Source organism: Polaribacter filamentus (genome assembly GCF_002943715.1).
GTDB classification, from domain to species: Bacteria; Bacteroidota; Bacteroidia; order Flavobacteriales; family Flavobacteriaceae; genus Polaribacter; species Polaribacter filamentus.
This window is the reverse complement of sequence record NZ_MQUA01000013.1, coordinates 2,560,804-2,582,954: the sequence shown is the minus strand read 5'-3', so window position 1 is coordinate 2,582,954 and position 22,151 is coordinate 2,560,804. Positions and strand designations below refer to the sequence as shown.

Genomic DNA, 22,151 nt, shown 5'->3' with positions numbered 1-22,151 from the left:
AATATTTTTAAGATTTTCCATACATTTGTTTAAAATCAAAAAAGAAGACCATGAAAAAAATAGTTTTAGTAATAAGTATCATTTTATTAAGTTCTTGCGCTGCAGTTAAGTTTAAAGAAAAATGGTTACAAACAGAAGCGCCAAACACGTTTACAGCAAGATTTGAAACTACCAGTGGTAATTTTGATATTGTAGCAAGAAGAGCTTGGTCTCCAAAAGGCGTGGATCGGTTACATCAATTGATTAAAAACGAATATTATACAGATGTTGCTATCTTTAGAGTAGTTCCAAAATTTGTAGCTCAGTTTGGCATCCACAACGATTCAATTATAAATAAAAGTTGGGAAAAAGGGATAGAAGACGAACCTGTTTTGGCAAAAAATGATTCGATGTCAATTTCATTTGCGAGAGGCGGAGTGAACACAAGATCGAATCAAATATTTATCAATTTAAAAAATAATAATAGGTTAGATTCACTAACTTATTCTGGTGTAACTGGATTTCCAGTAATCGCAAAAGTAATTTCAGGTCAAGAAAATGTATTGAAATTTTACAATGGTTATGGAGATAAATTGGGCTTTAAACAAGATTCTATTACAAAATTTGGAAACAAATTTTTAAGAGAAAAATTCCCGAAAGTAGATTATATTATAAAAGCATATATACTAAAGTAGAAATGGGTAAAAATGAATAAATTTAGAATACTAATAGTACTATTTAGCTTCCATTTTTCCTTTCTTGCCAGACAAAAATTTGTGATTTTTTTTAAGGAATAAATTATTATATCCTTCGTCTATTTTTTAAGCTTAATTGTTTGGTTAAACAGTTAAATTAGGAAATCTATGTTTTTAACTCATAAAAAAACCTCAAAATGAGGTTTTAAATGTTATTTAAGTAGAAATTCTTTTGGAGGTTTTGCATCTAAAAGATGAGTTACAAAATAATCCCAACGTTTGCGCGTCATATAATTAGTCATATCTCCATAACCATGTCTTTTATTCGGGAACATAATCATATCAAAATCTTTGTTTGCTTTTATCAAAGCTTCAACAACTAACATGGTGTTTGATGGTGGCACATTATCATCTACAGAGCCGTGGGTAATTAGTAATTTTCCTTTTAAATTTTGAGCAATTAGTTGATTTGCTTGATTGTCATAATTTGTTGTTCCATCCGCTTTTCCTTCTATATTTCCTTCAACCAAAAGGCCTTGCCATTTTTCGCCCCAATCTGCTTCGTAATTTCTATTATCGTGATTTCCTGAACCCGAAACCGCAACATCATAAAAATCTGAATATTCAAAAACAGCTCTGGTAGAAGCAAATCCGCCACCAGAATGACCCCAAATACCAACTTTTTCAAGATCCATTCCTTTATATATTTTTGCTAATTGTTTAATTGCAGTAATATTATCTGGCAAACCATTATCGCCCATATTGCCATAATAGGCGTCATGAAAAGATTTAGAGCGCATTGGTGTTCCCATGGCATCGACAGCAACTACTATAAAACCTAGTTCAGAAACTGCTTGAAAATCTCTTCGGATAGGACTAAAATTATAAGTACCAACACTACCAGATTGTGGTCCAGGATAGATATAGTTTAAAACAGGATATTTTTTGCTTTCATCATAATGACTTGGTAAAAATAATAAACCATAAACGTCCGTTTTATTATCTCTTGCTTTTGCAGAAAACTCAACGGGTTCTTGCCAATTCTTTGCTTTTAAATCAGAAATATCAGCAGTTTCTAAATCCATTATTTTTTCGCCATTTCCATTTCTTACAAGACTAATAGGCGGATTTTTGATGGTAGAATAGGTATCTACAATTGTTGAATAATCACTAGAAAAAGTAGCAGTATGTGTTCCCTTACTTGGCGTGAGGTTGATAAGATTTGATCCGTCAAAATTTACTTTGTAATAATAATTATGATACGGATTTCCTTCTTCCTTTCCACCAGCTTTAAAATAGATTTGTCTATTTTGTTGATCAATATTTATGGTTTCTTTTACGATCCAATCTCCTGTGGTAATTTGATTTTTTAATTTTTTCGACGTTAAATCATACAAATAAAGATGACCCCAATTACTTTTTTCTGAGTACCAAATAAATTCATTAGAATCAAATAAAACACTCCAATTTTCTGAATCTACTCCAGATTCATAATAGGTTGTAACTTCTTCTTTATGAATCGATTCAACAGCACCGGTAGTTGCATCTGCTATTTGTAAATGTGCTATTTTATGATCTCTTGAGCCAGAAACAAAGGCGAATTTTGTACCTTCTTCATTCCATTGAGCATCTAATAAAATGCTATTTCTACCTGCTATATGGTCTGTGGTAGATCCTCTTTGAAAATCCTTATCCATTTTTAAACGAACAGTTTTAGGTTTGTTTCCTAAGTGAATAATCACTCTTTCGATTGTAAAAATTATTTTATCACCAGGAAGTGGATGTTTCCAAGCTTCTAATGTTGGATGACCAACATTTGTAGAAGTTAAATACATCATACCAACACCGCGAGCATCTTGCTGAAAAGTAGCAATTTTATCAGAATTTGGAGACCATTTTAAAACTGCACCATCACTTTTTGTCCAGCCAGCGTTATTTGTTGCATAGCCGTAATCTTGAATTCCGTCAAAAGTAAGTTGTGTTTTTTTATCGCTTTCTAAATCACGAACCCAAAGATTGTATGTGTCTATATATGCCGCTAATTTTCCGTTTGGAGATATACTTTCATTTTCTAAGGCTTTTTTGATCCTTTTGTTGTGCTTTCTACTAATTTTTTAGGATCTAAAACTGCTTTTTTATTTTTTGAAATGGCATCAACCATGATATATTTTTTACCATCTTTCGTATTTGTAGCATACCTAAAATTGCTAGTATCCGTAAAAGTAATTTCAGAAACCTTATTGTAGACCAAGTCGTTTAAGCCTTTGTCCATTTGGGCTGCAGCAGCTTCATATTCTGCCGTTGTAAATTCTTTTTGTTCTTTCGTGTTTGAACAAGAAACAAAAAAAGTACCGATGCATAAAAATGCAATAAGTTTTATATACGCTGTTTTCATAAAGAGATTGTTTAATTTATTTTTACTTTGATAAGGCTGTAAAATATTTATAAAAATAAGGAATCGTTTCTATTCCTTTTAGATAATTCCAAACTCCGAAATGTTCATTTGGTGAGTGAATTGCATCAGAATCTAAACCAAAGCCCATTAAAATAGTTTTACTGTTCAATTCTTTCTCGAATAAGGCAACTATTGGGATACTTCCACCGCTTCTTTGAGGAATGGGAATTTTTCCAAAAGAAGTTTCATAGGCTTTGCTTGCCGCTTTATATTCAATAGTATCAATAGGCGTAACATAACCTTGCCCACCATGATGCGGTTTTACAAGTACTTTTACAGATGCCGGAGCGATACTTTCAAAATGTTTTTTAAACAACTCAGTGATTTCTCTCCAATCTTGATTAGGTACTAATCGCATAGAAATTTTCGCAAACGCTGTGCTTGCAATTACTGTTTTTGCGCCTTCACCCATGTAACCACCCCAAATTCCGTTTACATCTAAAGTTGGTCTAATTGAATTACGTTCGTTGGTAGAATAGCCTTTTTCGCCATAAACTTCATCAATTTTTAAAGAATCTTTATATTTATCCAAAGAAAAAGGAGCTTTTGCCATTTCTGCTCTTTCTTCGGATGATAAATCTTCTACGTTATCATAAAAACCGGGAATGGTGATGTGATTATTTTCATCGTGCAAAGAGGCAATCATTTTAGTTAAAATATTGATAGGATTTGCAACCGCACCACCATATAATCCAGAATGTAAATCTCTATTTGGCCCGGTAACTTCAACTTCTACATAACTTAAACCCCGTAAACCAGTTGTTATTGACGGAATATCGTTTGCTATCATTCCTGTATCAGAAATTAAAATTACATCATTTGCTAATTTTTCTTTATTTCTAGGAACGAACCAAGACAAGCTTTCTGAGCCAACTTCTTCTTCACCTTCAATCATAAATTTTACATTACAAGGTAAATTACCTGCTGATGTCATGTATTCTAATGCTTTTACATGCATAAACATTTGGCCTTTATCATCGCAAGCACCTCTTGCAAAAATGGCTCCTTCAGGATGAATTTCTGTTTTTTTAATAACGGGTTCAAAAGGAGGAGAGTGCCATAAATTAATAGGATCTGCTGGTTGCACGTCATAATGGCCATATACTAAAACGGTTGGTAAATTTTTATCGATAATTTTTTCTCCATAAATAATAGGATAACCAGGAGTTTCGCACATTTCAACTTTGTCGCAACCTGCTTTTTTAAGGCTGTCTAAAATAAAATCCGCAGTTCGTAAAACTTCTTTTTTATAGGCAGAATCTGCACTTACAGAGGGGATTTTAAGCAACTCGATCAATTCATTTAAAAATCTTTCTTTGTTGTCTTTTATGTAGGTTTGAATCGTATTCATCTATGAATTTTTAATTTCTTTCCCAAAAATAGAAAAATAATAATGAACTGCTTTGTAGTTTCTGATGTTTGTTTATATTTGCACTCGAAATTGCAGGCGTGGTGGAATTGGTAGACACGCTAGACTTAGGATCTAGTGCCGCGAGGTGTGAGAGTTCGAGTCTCTCCGCCTGTACAATTGAATAGCCTATAACCACTAGGTTTGGGCTATTCTTCTTTAAAAAATGGGTTAAAATTGGGCAACTCTTAGTCATTAATATTTTACAACTGATATAAAACAGGTGTAAAAAAAAATGTCAAAACTTCAAAATCCTAAAAAAATTATATTTGTAGATTATGTTCCCGCAGAATTAAGAGAAAATTCTGAATGGAGAATTATATTTTATGCACTCAATCCTTTTTCTGAAGAACTAGAAATTAAACGAATAAGAGTTAAACCACTTTCTTCAATTACTGAAAGAAGAAAATACGGAAAAAAACTTGCTGCAAATATTAACAAGCGTTTAGAAAACGGGTGGAATCCTTTTTATGAAGAAAAAGGAGGGAAGCAATTTGTTTTATTTAAAAAAGCAGCATCTATTTACCTTAAAGAAATTAATTTAGAATTTAAAGACAAAAATTTAAGTCTAGATACCCAGAAAACCTATACTTCTAGAATTACAAACTTTAATTTTTACTTAAACCAAATAGGAAAAGAAGAAATTAATTGTTATCAAATAGACGTAGATTTTATTAATGATTATTTAGATTATTTACGCTATGAAAAAGGAGTAAGCTCTAGAACTAGAGATAATTATTTTACTTTTTTGTTTACGCTCTTTGAATGGATGAAAAAAAAGAAATATATAATACTGAACCCTTGTAATGGAATTAAGAAAATACATAAAAAGAAAAATGATAAAATTGTAATCCCTTTAAATGTTAGAGAGCAAATTTTTAATTATTACCAGAAAGTAAACTTACCTTTTTTAACATTCTGCATGTGTTGTTACTACTGTCTTATAAGAAGAACAGAACTTTCTAAGATTAAAGTTAGTGATGTAAATATAGAAAAACAAACTATTTATGTTTCATCTGAAGATTCTAAAAACAATAAATCTGCTCATGTAACAATACCAAATTCTTTAATTATTTTATTAAAAGAACACATTTCTACTTCTGCAAAAAATAATTACCTTTTTAGCAATGATAATTATAAACCAGGTAAAGTACAGTTTTTACCAAATAAAGCAACAAGTAATTGGTCTAAAATGCGTAAAAAACTAAAAATTGATCAATCTATTAAGTGGTATTATTTAAAAGATACGGGTATTGTAGATTTAATCATTGCAGGTGTTCCTCTAAATTCTGTTAGAGATCAAGCAAGGCATCATTCTATTTCACAAACAAATGAATATATTCCTCGAAATATGAAAAATGCAGATGAAAAAATAATAAAAGCAAACCTTCTTTTTTAAATAAGCATAACTAATTTTGTTAATTCATTAGAAACAAAACCATCTGCTTTAACTGTAACTGTCCAACTTCCAGAAGAAGGATAAACGACTTCAAAATTTGCAGGAGTAAAATCTGAAATTGCAGTAATAATTGGCAAACCAATATTTAATTGTGTGCTTATATCAACCTTTTGTAAATGTATTTCTGCTGCTGCAGGTGTAAAGTTTTCAAAAGCTAACGTAAAAATTATCTTCTGTTCTTCTAATAATTTGGCCACAGAAAGAGGTTTAATTTGTTTTTATAAATAGCATCAATTCGGTGATTATTTGGGGTTTTCAAAATTATTAAAATCTTCGATTGACGAAAATCCAGAGGCTATATGCACTTGTGCAAAAGCTATTTAGGGAGCAACTTTTTTGTAATTTATTGATAGAAGTTGTAATAAATATTTTTATTTTTTTGATAACATTTCGGCTGTAGTAACCGTTCTAAACCCCATGTGATCTGAGCCAGAATCTGCTGAGACTCCCATTTTTGCAGAAATTCTAAAACTTGCACAATATGAATCATGGCATAAAAAAGAACCACCTTTCATAATGTTTTCTGTTTGATATGGATTGTTTGGGCTATACGATTTATTTGCGCCTTTAGGGTTTAGTAGAGGTTTAGAAGTGTCTATTTCTTTGTAGTAATTTACGTTGAATAAATCAGACGTAATTTCCCAAACATTACCTGTCATATCGTATAAACCAATGCTATTTGGAGGATACGATTTTACGGGCGAGATAAATTCAAATCCGTCTTTAGAATCATTTCTTGTAGGAAAAACGCCTTGCCAAGTATTTGCATTTGCATTTAAAATTGTAGCATCATTTCCCCAAGTAAAAATAGCATCAGAATTTGTTCCTTGAGCAGCAGATTCCCATTCAGATTCTGTTGGTAAACGTCTTTCTGCCCATTTACAATATGCCATAGCATCCTCTAAAGCGATATGAACAATGGGGTAGTTTTCTTTTCCTTCCAAATTAGAATCTGGGCCTTCTGGGTGTTTCCAATTTGCACCAATTTTCCAGGTCCACCATTGACCATAATTATTCATATCTGCAACAGCGCTTACATCTTTGTTAAAAATTAAACTTCCCGGTTGTAAAATGGAATCATGAGGTTTTGCCGTATTTGCAGGAAGTTGTGTTTTCATTTCTTCCCAATCTATTTTTCTTTCTGCAACAGTTACATATTTTGTGGCATCTACAAAGGCTGTATATTGTTTGTTGGTAACTTCTGTAGCATCGATATAAAAACCATCAACTGTAACTAAATGCCCAGGTTTTTCTCTTGGCATTACATATTTATCGGTTTCTTTTGCACCTTGTAAAAAGGTTTTACTAGCTACCCAAATCATACCTTCAGGAGTTTTTATTTCTGATGTTTCTTTTGTTTTTGCGTCTTCACTTTTTATGTTTTTACAACTATAAAGCGATAAAAATGCTAAAAGAACGAATGAAAAATAGTGTAAAGATTCGCTTTTACTTTGATGTAACATGTGTCTATTTTTAATTTTTGCAATACAATGATTATTAATAAATACGAAGGTAAGAACTCTCTTCTATATTTCTGTCTTTTCATTGAATTTGATGTTCAACAAAAAAAATAGAAATCATGTTAATTTATTAATTAATAATTAGAATCAAAAGTAATAAAATTTATTTATAAACATACTAGTTCTTACCAGTTGTTTATTTGATGTTTTATTTTATATTTGTAGAATGGAAATTGTATCGATACAAAATGATTCTGGAATGCCTAAATACAAACAAATAGTTACTTCTGTTGAGAATGCTATTGTTAATGGTTTGCTAAAAAAAGGCGATAAATTACCTTCATTAAACGCCATAAAAAACGAACATTCTCTTTCTAGGGATACTGTTTTAGCAGCTTTTAATGAATTGAAAAATAGAGGAATTATTCACTCAATAGTAGGTAAAGGCTATTATCTTTCTACAGAAAATATACTGGTTGAGCAAAAAATATTTTTATTGTTTGATGAATTAAATTCCTTTAAAGAAGATTTGTACAATTCTTTTTTACAAAATTTAGGAGAAAATATTCAGGTTGATATTTTTTTCCATCACTTTAATCAAGATATTTTCGCAAAACTGATTAATGATAATGTTGGCAATTACAGTTCTTATATAATTATGCCCGTAAATTTAGTTGGCACAGAAAAAATAATTCATAATCTACCAAAAGATAAAGTCTATATTTTAGATCAGGTCCATAAAGGTTTAGAAGAATATCCTGCGATTTATCAGAATTTTGAAAAAGATATTTTTAACGGACTTTCTTCTGGATTACTGAGTATCAAAAAATACAAAAAAATAGTTTTATTATTTTCTGATGAAAAGCAACCAAAAGGTATTTTAAAAGGGTTTCAATTATTCTGTAATCAGCATACTATTGTGTATGAAGTTGTATCATCCATAAAAGACAGAATTCTAGAAATAGGGGAGTTGTACCTAGTCTTAGATGATAAAAACTTGATTAGAATCATTAAAAAATAAAAGAAAACAGATTATTTTTAGCAAAGGATATTGGTATAATTTCTTTTAATGATACCATGTTGAAAGAAGTTGTAGAAGACGGAATTACCACAATTTCTACAGATTTTAATCTGATGGGAGAAAGATTGGCGCAGATGATTTTGAACAATGAACAAGTTAAAATAGAAAATCCGAGTAGTTTAATTTTAAGAAAATCTATTTAAAAGAATGTATAAAGTTGAAGAAATAACAGATGAAAAAGGTAGTTTTTTAGTGTTAAAAAAAGCAGATAATACATCGGAAGCACGGATTTCTTTGGAGGAAGGAGGAAGGCTTCAAGAATTAATATTTAAAGATGTTTTTTTAATAAAAGAACAGCCAAATTTCAACTATAAAGATTCGTATGCATCCTCGATTTTGTTTCCTTTTGCAAGTAGAATTCAGGAGGGAAAATATTCGTTTCGGGATGAAGAATATCAGTTTAATTTAAATGAAACAGGTAAAAACGCATTACATGGTTTGGTGTATAACCAAAAATTTGAGTTGATAACTAAAGAAGAAAATACTAATTTTTGTTCAGTTACAATCGCTTATAAAGAAATCAATGAAAGTGTAGGTTTTCCATACAGGTATGAGATTTACGCAACCTATGCACTTTCAGAAAATAATCTTAGTCTATCCCTAAAAATAAAAAACACAGATTCAAAAGCATATCCTTTTATTTTAGGCTGGCATCCTTATTTTTTAAGTGATGATCTCAGCAAAAGTTGTTTGCGTTTTAAAAGTGATAAAAAAATTGAATTCAATGAAAGTCTAATCACAAAAAAAGTGATTGACCATAAAACTGAAGAAGAATTTAAAATTGAAGATAAACAATTAGACGATTGTTTTATTTTAAACTCGGATATTATTGAATTTAATACACCAAACTATCAAATAGAAATTTCTACAAATAAAATAGAAAATTATCTACAATTATATACCCCAAAGGGTTTTTCGATGATTGCAATAGAACCGATGACAGGTGTTTCTAATAGTTTTAATAATAAAATAGGATTGCAAGTTTTAGAACCAAATAAAACCTATTCTATAACTTGGAATGTAAAATTGAAAAACAATTAAACTTAGAATTATGAGTGCGGCACTAATTAAAGAGGTAAAAATACAGTTTATAAAAATTTTTAAAACCGATCCAATTTTGGTTTTTTCTCCGGGAAGAATAAATATTATTGGAGAACATACAGATTATAACGGAGGTTTTGTTTTTCCTGCGGCTGTTGATAAAGGTATTGCAGCAGCAATTCAAAAAAGCGATGCAGGTTTTTGTGCTGCAATTGCGTTAGATTTAGAGAGCACTATTGAGTTTGAATTAGACAAACTGAAACCGTCTAAAGAAGGAAGTTGGGAAAACTACGTTTTTGGTGTGGTGGCAGAAATACAAAATAGAAATAAAGTTGTTGGCGATTTTAACATCATTTTTAAAGGAAATATTCCTGGAGGAGCAGGGATGTCGTCATCGGCAGCTATAGAAAATAGTGTAGTTTTTGGTTTAAATGAATTGTTTGATTTAGGTTTAACAAAGATAGAAATGATTTTAATTTCACAAAAAGCAGAACACAATTATGTGGGTGTAAAATGTGGAATTATGGATCAATACGCAAGTATGTTTGGTATTAAAAACAATGCATTATTGTTAGATTGTAGAACGATTGAATCTAAACCTTATGAAATTGATTTCAAAGACCATCAATTACTATTGATAAACACAAACGTGACACATAGTTTGTCTGATAGTGCTTATAATGATAGACGTTCCGCTTGCGAAAGCGTGGCCAAAATCTTAAAAATTGAAACATTAAGAGAGGCATCAGAGGAAGATTTAGAAAAAATTATCGACAAAGTTACGCCAGAAAATTATCAGAAAGCATTGTATGTAATTCAAGAAACTGAAAGAACTCAAAGAGCAGCAACTGCAATTGAAGAAAATGATTTGGTAACTTTAGGTGCTTTAATTTACGCTTCTCATAATGGTTTGCAACATCAATATAAAGTAAGTTGCGCAGAGTTAGATTTCTTGGTGTCACAAGCCAAGAAAAATAAACATGTTTTAGGCGCAAGAATGATGGGCGGTGGTTTTGGAGGTTGCACGATTAATTTAGTAGCAAAATCGGAAGCAAAAGCATTTGCAGAATCTGCATCAAATGCATTTAAAAATAAATTCAACAATGAATGTTCCGTTTATTTTGTAGAACTTTCTGATGGTACACATTTAGTAAAATAATCAACTAAAAAACATATAATGGAAAACACTAATTTACAGGATTACTCGCATAAAAGATTTAATATATTAACTGGCGAATGGGTTTTGGTTTCTCCGCACAGAGCAAAACGTCCTTGGCAAGGTCAAAATGAAGAAATATCCGCAGAAAAAAGACCAGCGTATGATGAAACTTGTTATTTGTGCGCAACCAATACAAGAATTAATGGCGAATTAAATCCTGATTATAAAGACGTTTTTGTTTTTACAAACGATTTTGCAGCACTTCAAAAAGATTCACCTTCTTTTTCTGTAAATGACGGTTTGTTTAAAGCGCAAAGTGAAACTGGTATTTGTAAAGTAATTTGTTTTAGCCCAGATCATTCTAAAAGTTTAGCACAAATGGAGGTTGAAGACATTAAAAAAGTGGTAAGTGCTTGGCAAAAAGAATACAGAGAATTAGGCGCAAATGAAAGCATCAATTATGTGCAAATTTTTGAAAACAAAGGCGCTGCAATGGGGTGTAGTAATCCGCATCCTCATGGACAAATTTGGAGTCAATCTTCTATGCCAAACGAGGTTTATAAAAAAGAGCATCAGCAAAAAGAATATTTTGCAAAAAATAAATCAAGTCTTTTAGGTGATTATTTACAGCAAGAATTAGCGGCTAAAGAACGAATTATTTTTCAAAATGATGATTTTGTGGTGTTGATTCCGTTTTGGGCAATCTGGCCTTTTGAAGCTATGATTGCTCCTAAAAAAGCACAAAAAAGTATTTTAGAATTATCAGATGCTGAAGCTAAAAATTATGCTGAAGCAATTTCTGTAATAACCCAATTGTATGATAAGTTGTTTAATACTTCTTTTCCCTATTCAAGCGGAATTCATCAAGCACCGACAAACGGAGAAGAAAATGACCATTGGCATTGGCACATGAGTTTTTACCCGCCTTTATTAAGAAGTGCAACGGTTAAGAAATTTATGGTAGGGTATGAGATGTTTGGTTCTCCTCAGAGAGATATTACCGCAGAAGTTGCAGCTAATAGATTAAGAGAATTATTATAATAAAGATAACAAGAGAGGGATTTTAAATTTTAAATATTGCATATTATCATGAGATTATGTAGTTTATTTGGTTTTTATGCAATAAAAACAATTGTATTTGTAATATTCGTAAAACTTTACAAAGTTTTTTAATAATATTTGTAAATACCAATTTAATCTTTAGATTTGTCGCTCACAAAGAAAAATTAAGATGTTAAATAACAGTTTTACACGTTTCTATTTTTACTTTTATTTTTACAATAAAAGCAGAGACTTTGTATCATGTTATTAAGTAACACATATAAAATATAAAGTCTCGAATTAATTCGAGGCTTTTTTTTTGATATTATTTGTAATTAATGAATAAAATTATTGCCATACAAGGAGCTCGAGGCTCAAATCATCATAAGGTTGCGTGCGATTTTTATGGAGAATCTGTAGCATTAAAAGAATGCATGTCTTTTGATACTTTGGTAGATTGCCTTTTAGACGAGTCTGCAAATCTTGGTGTAATGGCTTTAGAGAATACGATTGCAGGTTCTATAATTCCGAATTATGCATTAATAGATAATCATAATTTGCATATTATTGGCGAAGAATATTTAAATATTCATCATCATTTAATGGCTTTAGAAGGTCAAAGTATTCAAGATATCAAAGAAGTTTGGTCGCATCCAATGGCATTGTTGCAGTGTAAACAATTTTTTAAAAAGTATCCGCATATAAAATTAGTGGAAGATGTAGATACTGCGGATGTTGCAAAGAGAATTTCTAAAGAAAATTTAGTTGGTATTGCAGCAATTGCGCCAAAAATAGCAGCAGAAATTTTTAAATTGGTTGTTCTTGAAGACGATATTCAAACGATAAAAGACAACTCAACACGATTTGTAATTGTGCAAACAGCAAAGCCAGCAGAAGATTTTGATGTTAATAAAGCCTCAATTAAATTTCAATTAAGTCATAAAAGAGGAAGTTTGGCAGCCATTTTAAACGCCATGAGCGACTGTAAAATGAATTTAACCAAAATACAATCTTTACCAGTAATTGATACACCTTGGAAATATTCATTTTTTGTTGATGTAACTTTCGATGATTATAAAGAATATCAAAAAGCGTATTCTTTAGTAGAAATAATGGCAGAAGAATTTAAAGTTTTAGGAGTTTATAAAAATGGTAGAAAATAACGAAGTTATTATGATACAATCAGCAAAAAGGTTAGATATAGTTCAAGAGTATTATTTCTCTATTAAATTAAGAGAAGTACGAAATTTAGTGGCTGCAGGAAAACCAATTATCAATATGGGAATTGGTTCTCCAGATTTGCAACCGCCAGCAAAAGTAATTGAAGCAATTCAATCTAGTTTATTGGATGCAAATGCACATAAATATCAGTCATATCAAGGTTTGCCAGAGTTAAGAACAGCAATTGCTGATTTTTATAAAAATAAATATAATGTAGTTGCGAATCCAGAAAACGAGATTTTACCTTTAATGGGAAGCAAGGAAGGCATTATGCACATTTCGTTAGCTTTTTTAAATGAAGGCGATCAAGTGTTAATTCCGAATCCTGGGTATCCAACATACACATCGGTTACCAATTTAGTTGGTGCAGAACCACTTTTTTATAATTTAAGTGAAGAAAACAACTGGCAACCAAATTTTGAGGAATTAGAAAATCAAGATTTATCAGGTGTAAAAATAATGTGGGTAAATTATCCGCACATGCCAACGGGCACAAACGCAACTTTAGAAACATTAGAAAAATTGGTTGCATTTGGTAAAAAGTATCAAATATTAATTATCAATGACAATCCGTATAGTTTTATTTTAAACGATAATCCTATCAGTATTTTACAAGTAAAAGGTGCAAAAGACATTGCTTTAGAGTTAAATTCTTTAAGCAAAACTTTTAATATGGCAGGTTGGCGAGTAGGCATGGTTTTAGGAAATGCTACTTATTTAAACGAAATTTTAAAAGTAAAAAGTAATATGGATTCTGGTATGTTTTACGGAATTCAAAAAGGTGCAATAGAGGCGTTGCAATTATCGAATGATTGGTTTGCGGTTCAAAATAAAATCTATGAAGACCGCAGAGCTTTAGTCTGGCAATTAGCAGACAAGTTAAATACAACATATAATAAAAATGCAACAGGTTTATTTGTTTGGGCAAAAATTGCCGAAGGAAAAAAATCAGAAGAAGTTACAGATTTTGTGTTATATGATAAAGATATCTTTATTACGCCAGGAACTGTTTTTGGTTCTCAAGGAGAAGGATATATTCGTTTTTCTTTGTGTGTAACATCAGAAATTATTAAGGAAGCGATTCGTAGATTTGATAAGTAAGTGGGCCGTTTTTCACTAGCAGTGACCAGTTAGTTAGATTGTGGAAAAAGGTTTTGGTAAGTAGTTGTAGTTTATAAGTTTTACCATTTACAAAAGGAGAGAACTAGCAGTATAAAATTAAAAGAGTTAAGAATAAAATGAACGTATTTGTAATCGGAGTTGGTTTAATTGGCGGAAGTATGGTTTTAGATATTCAGAAAGAATATACTGAAGCTGTTATTTACGGAATCGATTTGAATGATAACAACCTAACAGAGGCGGTAGAATTAGGTGTAATTCATAAAAAAGCAACGTTCGCAGATTTAGAAATTGCAACGATTGTAATTGTTTCAATTCCGGTTGATGCACAATTAGAAGTAATTCCGAAAGTTTTAGATCATATAAACGACCATTGTTTGGTAATTGATGTAGGTTCTACAAAACAACAAATTTGTAAAGTGTTAGAAAACCATCCAAAGAGACGAAATTTTTTAGCAGGACACCCAATTGCAGGAACAGAGTTTTCAGGCCCAAGTGCGGCAATTACAGGTTTGTTTAAAAACAAAACAAATATTATTTGTGAAGTAGAAAAAACAGCTTTTAAATTACAAGAAAAAGCGTTAGAAATCTTTGCTAAATTAGGGATGAGAATTCGTTACATGGATCCGATTTCGCATGACAAACATATTGCATATGTATCGCATTTATCGCACATAAGTGCATTTATGTTGGGTAAAACCGTTATCAACAAAGAAAAAAATGAACGTGATATTTTTGATATGGCAGGTTCAGGGTTTGCTTCTACAGTTCGTTTGGCAAAAAGTTCGCCAGCAATGTGGACGCCAATTTTTAAACAAAATAAAGAAAACATACTAGAAACGTTAGAAGAATATATCAGTAATTTAAAGCACTTTAAAGAGTTGATGGAACAAGATAATTTCTCTGAAATTTTTAACGAAATGGAGAATACAAATTATATAAAACAAATTTTAAACGGCATAGATTAAAAGCCAAAATAAGTAGAAAAATGAAGAATACAAAAGAATTAAGAACATGGTTGGATGACATGAAATTAGAGCATCCTCTAGTAATAGCAGGGCCTTGTAGTGCAGAAACCGAAGAGCAGGTTTTAAAAATTGCACACGAATTAAAAGATTCTGATGTAAATTATTTTAGAGCAGGAATTTGGAAACCAAGAACAAGACCAGGAATGTTTGAAGGTGTTGGAGAAATTGGTTTGCGATGGTTGAAAAAAGTAAAAGAAGAAACAGGTATGAAAACCTGTACAGAAGTTGCAAATGCTGCACACGTAAAATTAGCAATCGAAAATGATGTAGATTTATTGTGGATTGGCGCACGTTCTACAGTTTCGCCTTTTATTATGCAAGAAATTGCAGATGCGTTGCAGGGTACAGACAAAATTGTGTTGGTTAAAAATCCGGTAAATCCAGATTTAGCTTTGTGGTTAGGCGGAATTGAAAGATTATATACGGCAGGAATTAAAAATCTTGGCGCAATTCACAGAGGATTCTCTACCTACGAAAAAACGAAATACAGAAATATTCCAGAATGGCAATTAGCTATTGAGTTTCAAAATAGATTTCCAGATTTACCATTAATTTGTGATCCATCACATATTACAGGAAACCGCGAAATGATTTTTGATGTTTCTCAAACAGCTTTAGATTTAAATTTTGATGGTTTAATGATTGAAACTCATTTCGATCCAGAAAATGCTTGGAGTGACGCTGCACAGCAAGTTACACCTACAAAATTAAAGCAAATTATGGAGGATTTAAAAATTAGAAAAGAGACGAATACAGAAGTAGAATACCAAAGTTCTTTAGATAATTTACGTGCGCAAATTAATGTTGCTGATGATCAACTAATAGAATTATTAGGAAAAAGGATGAAAGTTTCTGATCAAATTGGTGCTTTAAAGAAAGAAAAGAACGTTGCTGTTTTACAATCTAAACGTTGGAATGAAATTCTTGGAAACATGATTTTAGAAGGTGAGAGTAAAGGTTTAAGTGAAGAATTTATTTTAAAAATGTTTAAAGCAATTCATCAAGAATCTATCAATCATCAAGAGAAAGTGATTAACGGATAATTTTTTAGTAAAAATTTTTATATAAAATGCCTTCAAGTTTTTAAAATTTGAAGGTATTTTTTTTGGGCGTTCCCAAGCAAAAAAGCTTGGTCAGGCTTTCGCACTCGCTTCACGCTAAAAAGCGTGAGAGCTCAAACAATTGCTCAATCCTTAACGCAAAGCGCTCACTTACATTTGGTAATTCGTTAAAATTAGTATCAGAATATTCAGATTCTTTAGGTTTTAGAAACTTTGATGTTTAATTATCACTCAAAAGCTATATTTCTATGTGGTAAAAAAAGATATTAGCTTATTTCGTAGCTATATTTTAAGGCTGCTACTTCTAGTGAAATTTCTTTTTCAGAAATTTTGTTTCGAGAAGTTGTTTTTTTAATTCATGAATTCGCGCCAATTTTAAAGCATTTTTTCATAATTCAATTTTAATTCAGCATCTTTGTAGCAATGACAGGAATTGTATATAAATCTACAGGAAGTTGGTATCACGTAAAATCGAAAGATGGTGAGTTTCATAAATGTAGAATGAAGGGTAAATTTAGAATTGAAGGCATCAGAAGCACTAATCCCATTGCGGTTGGTGATAAAGTTGTGTTCGATTTAGAAAAAAAGGGAGACGAAGAAACTGGTGTTATTAAAAAGATTTTAGACAGAGATAATTTCATCGTTAGGAAATCTGTAAATCTGTCTAAACAGATTCACATTATCGCGTCTAATATAGATCAAGTTTTTTTGCTGATTACCATTGATAATCCGCCAACTTTTCCTGCTTTCATAGATCGTTTTTTAGTTTCTACAAGAGCATACCGAATTGAAACTATTCTAGTTTTTAATAAAATAGATTCGTATGAAATTGAGCAAAGAGCAGAGGTTTTATACTTAAAAGATATTTACGAAAAAATTGGATATACTTGTGTAGAAGTTTCATCAACAGAAAATAAAAACGTAGACACGATTAAGGAATTAATGATCGGTAAAACGTCTATGTTTGTTGGTCATTCTGGAGTTGGGAAATCTACTTTAGTTAATGCAATTGAACCCACTTTAAATTTAAAAACCAAACAAATTTCTGAGCAACACAAACAGGGTCAGCACACCACAACGTTTGCAGAAATGTTCGATTTAAGTTTTGATGCAAGAATTATTGACACTCCGGGAATTAAAGGATTCGGAATTGTAGACATTGACAAATACGAATTAGGAGATTATTTTCCAGAATTTTTTGCGTTAAAACAAGAGTGCAAATTCAATAATTGTATTCATACAAAAGAACCACATTGTGCTGTAAAAGATGCTTTAGAGAAAGACGAAATTTCTTGGTCTAGATATAAAAGTTATCTTCAAATTTTAAACGGAGAAGAAGAATCAGAGCATTATAGAACAGATACTTGGGACGGAGAAGAAGATTTTGAATAAGGAATGAAAATAGTAATTCAAAGAGTTTCCGAAGCAAGTGTTACAATTAACGAAATAAAAGTAGCATCTATTAAAAAAGGATTGTTGATTCTTTTGGGAATTGTGGACAATGATACGCATGATGATATTGATTTTTTGACAAGAAAAGTCGCAAATCTTCGCATCTTTAATGATGAAAACGAAGTGATGAATACTTCACTTTTAGATATTGACGGCGAAGTTATTGTAGTGAGCCAGTTTACGTTACAAGCATCCACCAAAAAAGGAAACAGACCAAGTTACATAAAAGCTGCAAAGCCGGTTATTGCAATTCCGTTGTATGAAAATTTTGTACAAACTTTAGAAAAAGAATTAAACAAAAAAGTACAAACGGGCGAATTTGGCGCAGATATGAAAGTAGCGCTCATAAATGACGGACCGGTTACAATTAGTATCGATTCTAAGAATAAAGAGTAATTTCTATGGATTTTTTTGATGTTCATACGCATACTTTTTCTTCGGATAAAAATGTATTTTCAATTGTAAATACTTACCCGAATTCATCAAATTTTTCGCAGCCTTTTTCAATAGGGATTCATCCTTGGTTTATCAATATTGATAAAATTGAAGAAGAAATTTTTATTTTAGAAAGTAAATTAGAACATAAAAATTGTTTCGCTTTAGGAGAATGTGGTTTGGATAAATTAATTGCTGTTGATTTTGAACGTCAAAAGGAGGTGTTTAAAAAACAAATTCAATTATCAGAAAAATATAAAAAGCCACTAATTATTCATTGTGTAAAGGCACATCAAGAAATTATTGAAATTAAAAAAGAAGTAAATCCCAAGCAAGTTTGGATTTTACACGGATTCAATAAAAACAAACAACTTGCGGAAAGGTTATTAAAGAACGGAATAATTCTTTCTTTTGGTTCGGCAATTATCAAAAATAAAAAGTTACAAGAAGTTTTTTTAGAATTGCCAATTTCATCAATTTTATTAGAAACGGATACTTCAGAATTGGAGATTCAAGAAATTTATCAAAAAGCATCAGAAATAAAAAATAGTAGTTTAACAGATTTGCAGTTAGCAATTTATCAGAATTTTAAAAGAATATTTATAGAATGAGTTGGTTAGAACGCACAGAATTATTAGTTCAAAAAGACGGATTAGAAAAACTAACAAAAGCCAATATTTTAATTGTTGGTTTAGGAGGTGTTGGTTCTTTTGCAGCCGAATTTATTGCTAGAGCCGGTGTAAACAAAATAACACTTGTAGATGGTGATGTTTTTGATATCACAAATAAAAACAGACAATTAACAGCGCTAGATTCCACAATAGGGAAATCGAAAGCACAAGTTTTGGCAAGCAGGCTAAAAGATATTAATTCAGCAATTGAGTTAACAGTTTTAGAAGAATTTTTATCCCCAGAAAGGGCGTATGAAATTGTATCCGAAGAATTTGATTATGTATTGGATTGTATCGATAGCATTACGCCAAAAATTAATCTAATAGTTGCAGCCCGAAGAAAAAAAGTAAAAATAATTTCTTCGATGGGCGCAGGAGGTAAGTTAGATGCAACCAAAATTAAGATTAAAGATATTTCGCAAACGAAAAATTGCACAATGGCAAGAACGGTGCGTAAAAGATTAAAAGAACGTAACGTGGACAAAGGAGTGAAAGCGGTGTATTCTGAGGAATTTCAAATAGCAGAAAGTTTAAGAATGACCGACGGAACAAATTTTAAGAAATCGTTTTATGGCACAATTAGTTATATGCCGGCAGCTTTTGGTTTACAAGCAGCAGCTTTTGTAATTAATGAAATTATAAAAAAGTAATATTTAGTTTCCAAGGGAAATAAATTATATGTACATTTACAATCTCAAATAAAAAACCATTAATTTAAATTTAATAAAATGAAAAAAATAATCTTATCATTAGTTTTAGTAGCATCAGTTTTAACTGCATGTAAGAGTGAGAAAAAAGAAAAATTAGCAGTAAATGAAGTTGTAGAATTTGAAGCTATTGCAGTAGAAAAGTATAACGTTGATATAGCAACATCTGTCTTAAACTGGAAAGGAACAAAACCTTTAGGTTCTCATGACGGTGTGGTTTCTTTAAAAAGTGGAAGTTTAGTTATAGAAAAGAATGAGTTAGTTGAAGGAGAATTTATTATTAACATGAGCTCTATTGCAAATGTTGATATGAAAGGGACTGATGGCGCAGGAAAAATTGAAGGTCATTTAAAGTCAGAAGACTTTTTTGATGTAGCTAAATACCCTACTTCAAAATTTGTAATTACAAATGTAGAGGAAAATGAAGACGGAAAATTAGCAGTTACAGGAAATTTAAAAATTAAAGATATTACAAAAAGCATTACCATACCAGCTACAATTTCTACAAAAGCAGGTGTAACTACTTTTAAAAGTGATACTTTTAACATTAACAGAACAGATTTTAATGTAAGATATGGATCAAAATCTTTCTTTGACAATTTAAAAGATAAATTTATTGACGATATCATGGAGATGTCTTTTGTTGTAAAAACAAAAGCATAATTATCATAAAAGAAAATAAAAGTTTACGAATTTAAAATCACAAAAACATGAAATCTAATAAAGCAGATAAACCTTGTGGATGCGGAAACACTCAAGACCCAAAAGGGAACTGTGATGGATCACATTCAAACAAATAGTAAAATAAATACTATTAAACATTTATTTAAACCCAAAACGTTCGTTTTGGGTTTTTCATTTTATATTATAATACTATTAAAAATACAAGTTAAAATATATTTCTCTACAATACCTTTCCCTAAGCAACTTCGATTGGCCATGGCGAATTTCAAAAAGGAATACCAATAAAAAAAAGCCAAATAGAATGTATAGAATATTATGTTTTTAACCCGTTGTGCATTATAAATAGTTAAAAATAGTTATTCATTTGACTATTAAAAGGCGTATATTTAATTGACAATCAATCGATTAAATACAATGAATAACTTTAGAGCAAATTACGATAAAATTTTAGAAGTCTTAGCCACAATTACAGAAAAGGAACAATTTTTACGTCAAAACAGGAAACCAAAACTAAAAGACATTGAATTAATCGCTATGAATTTAACAGCAGAATATATGGGTATAGACAGTGAATGTAAGTTGTTTCGGGATATTCCAGAATATTTGTTTGCTAAAATAGAGCGATCAGTTTACAATAAACGGAAGCGAAAATTATTTTTTGCCATTGAATTTATAAGAACTCAACTCTCCAATAAGTTCACGGAGTTTGAAAACTATTATGTAGTAGATAGTATGCCTTTGGAGATTGTAAAACTCTCAAGAAGCGGGAGAAGTAAAGTTTGTAAGGAGTACTTTTATTCAGCCCCAAATAGAGGTTATTGTGCTAGTCAAAACATGCATTATTATGGCTATAAAATACATGCTGTTTGTTCTATTGATGGCGTGTTTAAAAGTTTTGATATTAGCAAAGCTTCTGTACATGATATTCATTATTTAAAAGACATTAAAAATAAGTTTAATAACTGTGTGGTTTTAGGGGACAAAGGATACCTAAGTGCGGACTATCAGTTAGATTTATTTGAGAGTAAACAAATTAAATTAGAAGTTCCAATGCGTAAAAATCAACAGAATTACAAAAAACAAACGTATATTTTTAGGAAGAAAAGAAAACGAATTGAGACCTTGTTTTCTCAACTTTGTGACCAGTTTAAAATACGGAATAATTATGCGAAAACTTTTGAAGGTTTTAAGACAAGAATTCTCTCAAAATTAACAGCATTAACTATCATTCAATACATTAACAAATTTGTATTTAACAGGAATATAAACAATTTAAAAGTCAATATTGTTTAAATGCACAACGGGTGTTTTTAATATTAATAGCAAGGGGTTTTATTTTATTCCAATGAAAAAAACTTCTAAAAGAGGGAATGCTGGTAGTCTTAATTTTACAACAAATGTTTTCGCTTTTGAAGGCAATGATATTCCAGTTTTAAAGAATAGCGTATTTTTATTGCAAATATATTGCAGTTGTATTTTTTACTTGCTCTATCGCAAAAATACTATGCGTACTGCCAATATATTTTATGGCAGTTAATTTAGAAACCATAAAATTTCTATATTCTTCCATGTCTTTTACATAGATTTTTAAGATATAATCAAAATCTCCACTTACGTGAAAACATTCAGAAACTTCTTCAAGTTTTATAATTTCACGTTCAAAAGTGGTTACATATTCTCTAGAATGCTGAATGAGTTTTAAATGACAAAAAACTAAAAAAGACTTTTCAATTTTATTTTTATTGATGATGGCCACGTAATTATCAATCACCTTTTGATTTTCTAGCTTTTTAATCCGTTCATAAACAGCGGTTACAGATAAGTTGAGTTGTAATGACAGCTTCTTAGTAGTTTGTTTACTATCATTTTGCAATAAATTGATGAGTTTCTTGTCGGTAGAATCTAAGTGCATACTTAAAAATTATCTATTTAATTATTTTAATTGAATTTTTTTAGTTTTTAAAACTAGTATATGTATCAAATTTAATAAAATAA

General features: G+C 30.7%; 23 protein-coding genes and 1 tRNA gene. 18 read left to right on the top strand and 6 right to left on the bottom strand.

Annotation, left to right across the window (positions count from 1 at the left end; genetic code table 11):
• The first annotated feature begins 50 nt into the window (after positions 1-50).
• The gene (locus BST83_RS13815) at positions 51-674 is read left to right on the top strand and encodes a peptidylprolyl isomerase (protein WP_104810294.1); all 624 of its coding nucleotides are present in this window, start codon (positions 51-53) and stop codon (positions 672-674) included.
• A 212-nt stretch (positions 675-886) separates the two neighbouring features.
• Here the strand turns inward: BST83_RS13815 and BST83_RS13810 are convergent, their stop codons facing one another.
• The 3 genes from BST83_RS13810 to BST83_RS13805 are packed head-to-tail and all read right to left on the bottom strand — an operon-like array spanning position 887 to position 4,480.
• On the bottom strand, positions 887-2,704 hold the full coding sequence (locus BST83_RS13810) for a S9 family peptidase (protein WP_240614834.1): 1,818 nt from the start codon (positions 2,702-2,704) through the stop codon (positions 887-889).
• 41 nt (positions 2,705-2,745) lie between these two features.
• Positions 2,746-3,069: a hypothetical protein gene (locus BST83_RS20770; protein ID WP_240614765.1), complete on the bottom strand. Its 324-nt coding sequence runs from the start codon at positions 3,067-3,069 to the stop codon at positions 2,746-2,748.
• A 22-nt stretch (positions 3,070-3,091) separates the two neighbouring features.
• Positions 3,092-4,480 carry a dipeptidase gene (locus tag BST83_RS13805; protein WP_104810293.1) on the bottom strand — a complete coding sequence of 463 codons (1,389 nt, stop codon included), beginning with the start codon at positions 4,478-4,480 and terminating at the stop codon, positions 3,092-3,094.
• A gap of 92 nt (positions 4,481-4,572) precedes the next feature.
• Here BST83_RS13805 and BST83_RS13800 point away from each other — a divergent pair.
• Together BST83_RS13800 and BST83_RS13795 are read left to right on the top strand one after the other, a co-directional pair.
• Positions 4,573-4,654 (top strand) — tRNA-Leu (locus BST83_RS13800).
• Between the two features lie 118 nt (positions 4,655-4,772).
• Complete coding sequence (locus tag BST83_RS13795) at positions 4,773-5,936, top strand: tyrosine-type recombinase/integrase (RefSeq protein ID WP_104810292.1); 1,164 nt, start codon at positions 4,773-4,775, stop codon at positions 5,934-5,936.
• Here BST83_RS13795 and BST83_RS13790 read toward each other — a convergent pair.
• Both BST83_RS13790 and BST83_RS13785 read right to left on the bottom strand, forming a co-directional pair.
• Complete coding sequence (locus BST83_RS13790; protein WP_104810291.1) at positions 5,933-6,193, bottom strand: hypothetical protein; 261 nt, start codon at positions 6,191-6,193, stop codon at positions 5,933-5,935. The two genes, BST83_RS13795 and BST83_RS13790, sit on opposite strands and share 4 nt — an antisense overlap.
• 174 nt (positions 6,194-6,367) lie before the next feature.
• Positions 6,368-7,459, bottom strand: a complete 1,092-nt coding sequence (locus tag BST83_RS13785) for a formylglycine-generating enzyme family protein (RefSeq protein ID WP_104810290.1) — start codon at positions 7,457-7,459, stop codon at positions 6,368-6,370.
• A 223-nt stretch (positions 7,460-7,682) separates the two neighbouring features.
• On the opposite strand from BST83_RS13785, the gene BST83_RS13780 reads away from it, so the two are divergent.
• From BST83_RS13780 to BST83_RS13715, 15 genes are all read left to right on the top strand, one after another.
• A complete protein-coding gene (locus BST83_RS13780; RefSeq protein ID WP_367889169.1) occupies positions 7,683-8,477 on the top strand; it encodes a GntR family transcriptional regulator in 795 nt (264 codons plus the stop codon).
• Positions 8,478-8,533: 56 nt separating this feature from the next.
• Entirely contained in the window at positions 8,534-8,680 is a 147-nt protein-coding gene (locus tag BST83_RS21510) for a hypothetical protein (protein ID WP_367889168.1), read from the top strand.
• 4 nt (positions 8,681-8,684) lie between these two features.
• Positions 8,685-9,578, top strand: coding sequence for an aldose 1-epimerase (locus BST83_RS13775; protein ID WP_104810289.1), 894 nt, complete (start codon positions 8,685-8,687; stop codon positions 9,576-9,578).
• Positions 9,579-9,588: 10 nt separating this feature from the next.
• Positions 9,589-10,737, top strand: a complete 1,149-nt coding sequence (gene galK, locus BST83_RS13770) for a galactokinase (protein ID WP_104810288.1) — start codon at positions 9,589-9,591, stop codon at positions 10,735-10,737.
• Positions 10,738-10,755: 18 nt separating this feature from the next.
• A complete protein-coding gene (locus tag BST83_RS13765) occupies positions 10,756-11,778 on the top strand; it encodes a UDP-glucose--hexose-1-phosphate uridylyltransferase (RefSeq protein WP_104810287.1) in 1,023 nt (340 codons plus the stop codon).
• A gap of 338 nt (positions 11,779-12,116) precedes the next feature.
• Complete coding sequence (locus tag BST83_RS13760) at positions 12,117-12,941, top strand: prephenate dehydratase (protein WP_104810286.1); 825 nt, start codon at positions 12,117-12,119, stop codon at positions 12,939-12,941.
• A 10-nt stretch (positions 12,942-12,951) separates the two neighbouring features.
• A complete protein-coding gene (locus BST83_RS13755; protein ID WP_104810874.1) occupies positions 12,952-14,100 on the top strand; it encodes a pyridoxal phosphate-dependent aminotransferase in 1,149 nt (382 codons plus the stop codon).
• Between the two features lie 137 nt (positions 14,101-14,237).
• Positions 14,238-15,086, top strand: a complete 849-nt coding sequence (locus BST83_RS13750; RefSeq protein ID WP_104810285.1) for a prephenate dehydrogenase — start codon at positions 14,238-14,240, stop codon at positions 15,084-15,086.
• A gap of 20 nt (positions 15,087-15,106) precedes the next feature.
• Positions 15,107-16,189 (top strand): bifunctional 3-deoxy-7-phosphoheptulonate synthase/chorismate mutase type II, encoded by a 1,083-nt coding sequence (locus BST83_RS13745; RefSeq protein WP_104810284.1) that lies wholly within the window; start codon positions 15,107-15,109, stop codon positions 16,187-16,189.
• A 441-nt stretch (positions 16,190-16,630) separates the two neighbouring features.
• Positions 16,631-17,599: a ribosome small subunit-dependent GTPase A gene (rsgA, locus tag BST83_RS13740; protein ID WP_104810283.1), complete on the top strand. Its 969-nt coding sequence runs from the start codon at positions 16,631-16,633 to the stop codon at positions 17,597-17,599.
• A gap of 3 nt (positions 17,600-17,602) precedes the next feature.
• Complete coding sequence (dtd, locus tag BST83_RS13735; RefSeq protein WP_104810282.1) at positions 17,603-18,055, top strand: D-aminoacyl-tRNA deacylase; 453 nt, start codon at positions 17,603-17,605, stop codon at positions 18,053-18,055.
• A gap of 5 nt (positions 18,056-18,060) precedes the next feature.
• Entirely contained in the window at positions 18,061-18,705 is a 645-nt protein-coding gene (locus BST83_RS13730; protein WP_104810281.1) for a TatD family hydrolase, read from the top strand.
• On the top strand, positions 18,702-19,415 hold the full coding sequence (locus BST83_RS13725) for a tRNA threonylcarbamoyladenosine dehydratase (protein ID WP_104810280.1): 714 nt from the start codon (positions 18,702-18,704) through the stop codon (positions 19,413-19,415). The genes BST83_RS13730 and BST83_RS13725 overlap by 4 nt, the downstream gene beginning before the upstream one ends.
• A gap of 78 nt (positions 19,416-19,493) precedes the next feature.
• Entirely contained in the window at positions 19,494-20,135 is a 642-nt protein-coding gene (locus BST83_RS13720) for a YceI family protein (RefSeq protein WP_104810279.1), read from the top strand.
• A gap of 435 nt (positions 20,136-20,570) precedes the next feature.
• Positions 20,571-21,449, top strand: coding sequence for an IS982 family transposase (locus BST83_RS13715; RefSeq protein ID WP_104810278.1), 879 nt, complete (start codon positions 20,571-20,573; stop codon positions 21,447-21,449).
• Between the two features lie 157 nt (positions 21,450-21,606).
• Here the strand turns inward: BST83_RS13715 and BST83_RS13710 are convergent, their stop codons facing one another.
• Positions 21,607-22,068 (bottom strand): Lrp/AsnC family transcriptional regulator, encoded by a 462-nt coding sequence (locus tag BST83_RS13710; protein ID WP_104810277.1) that lies wholly within the window; start codon positions 22,066-22,068, stop codon positions 21,607-21,609.
• Between the last annotated feature and the right edge of the window lie 83 nt (positions 22,069-22,151).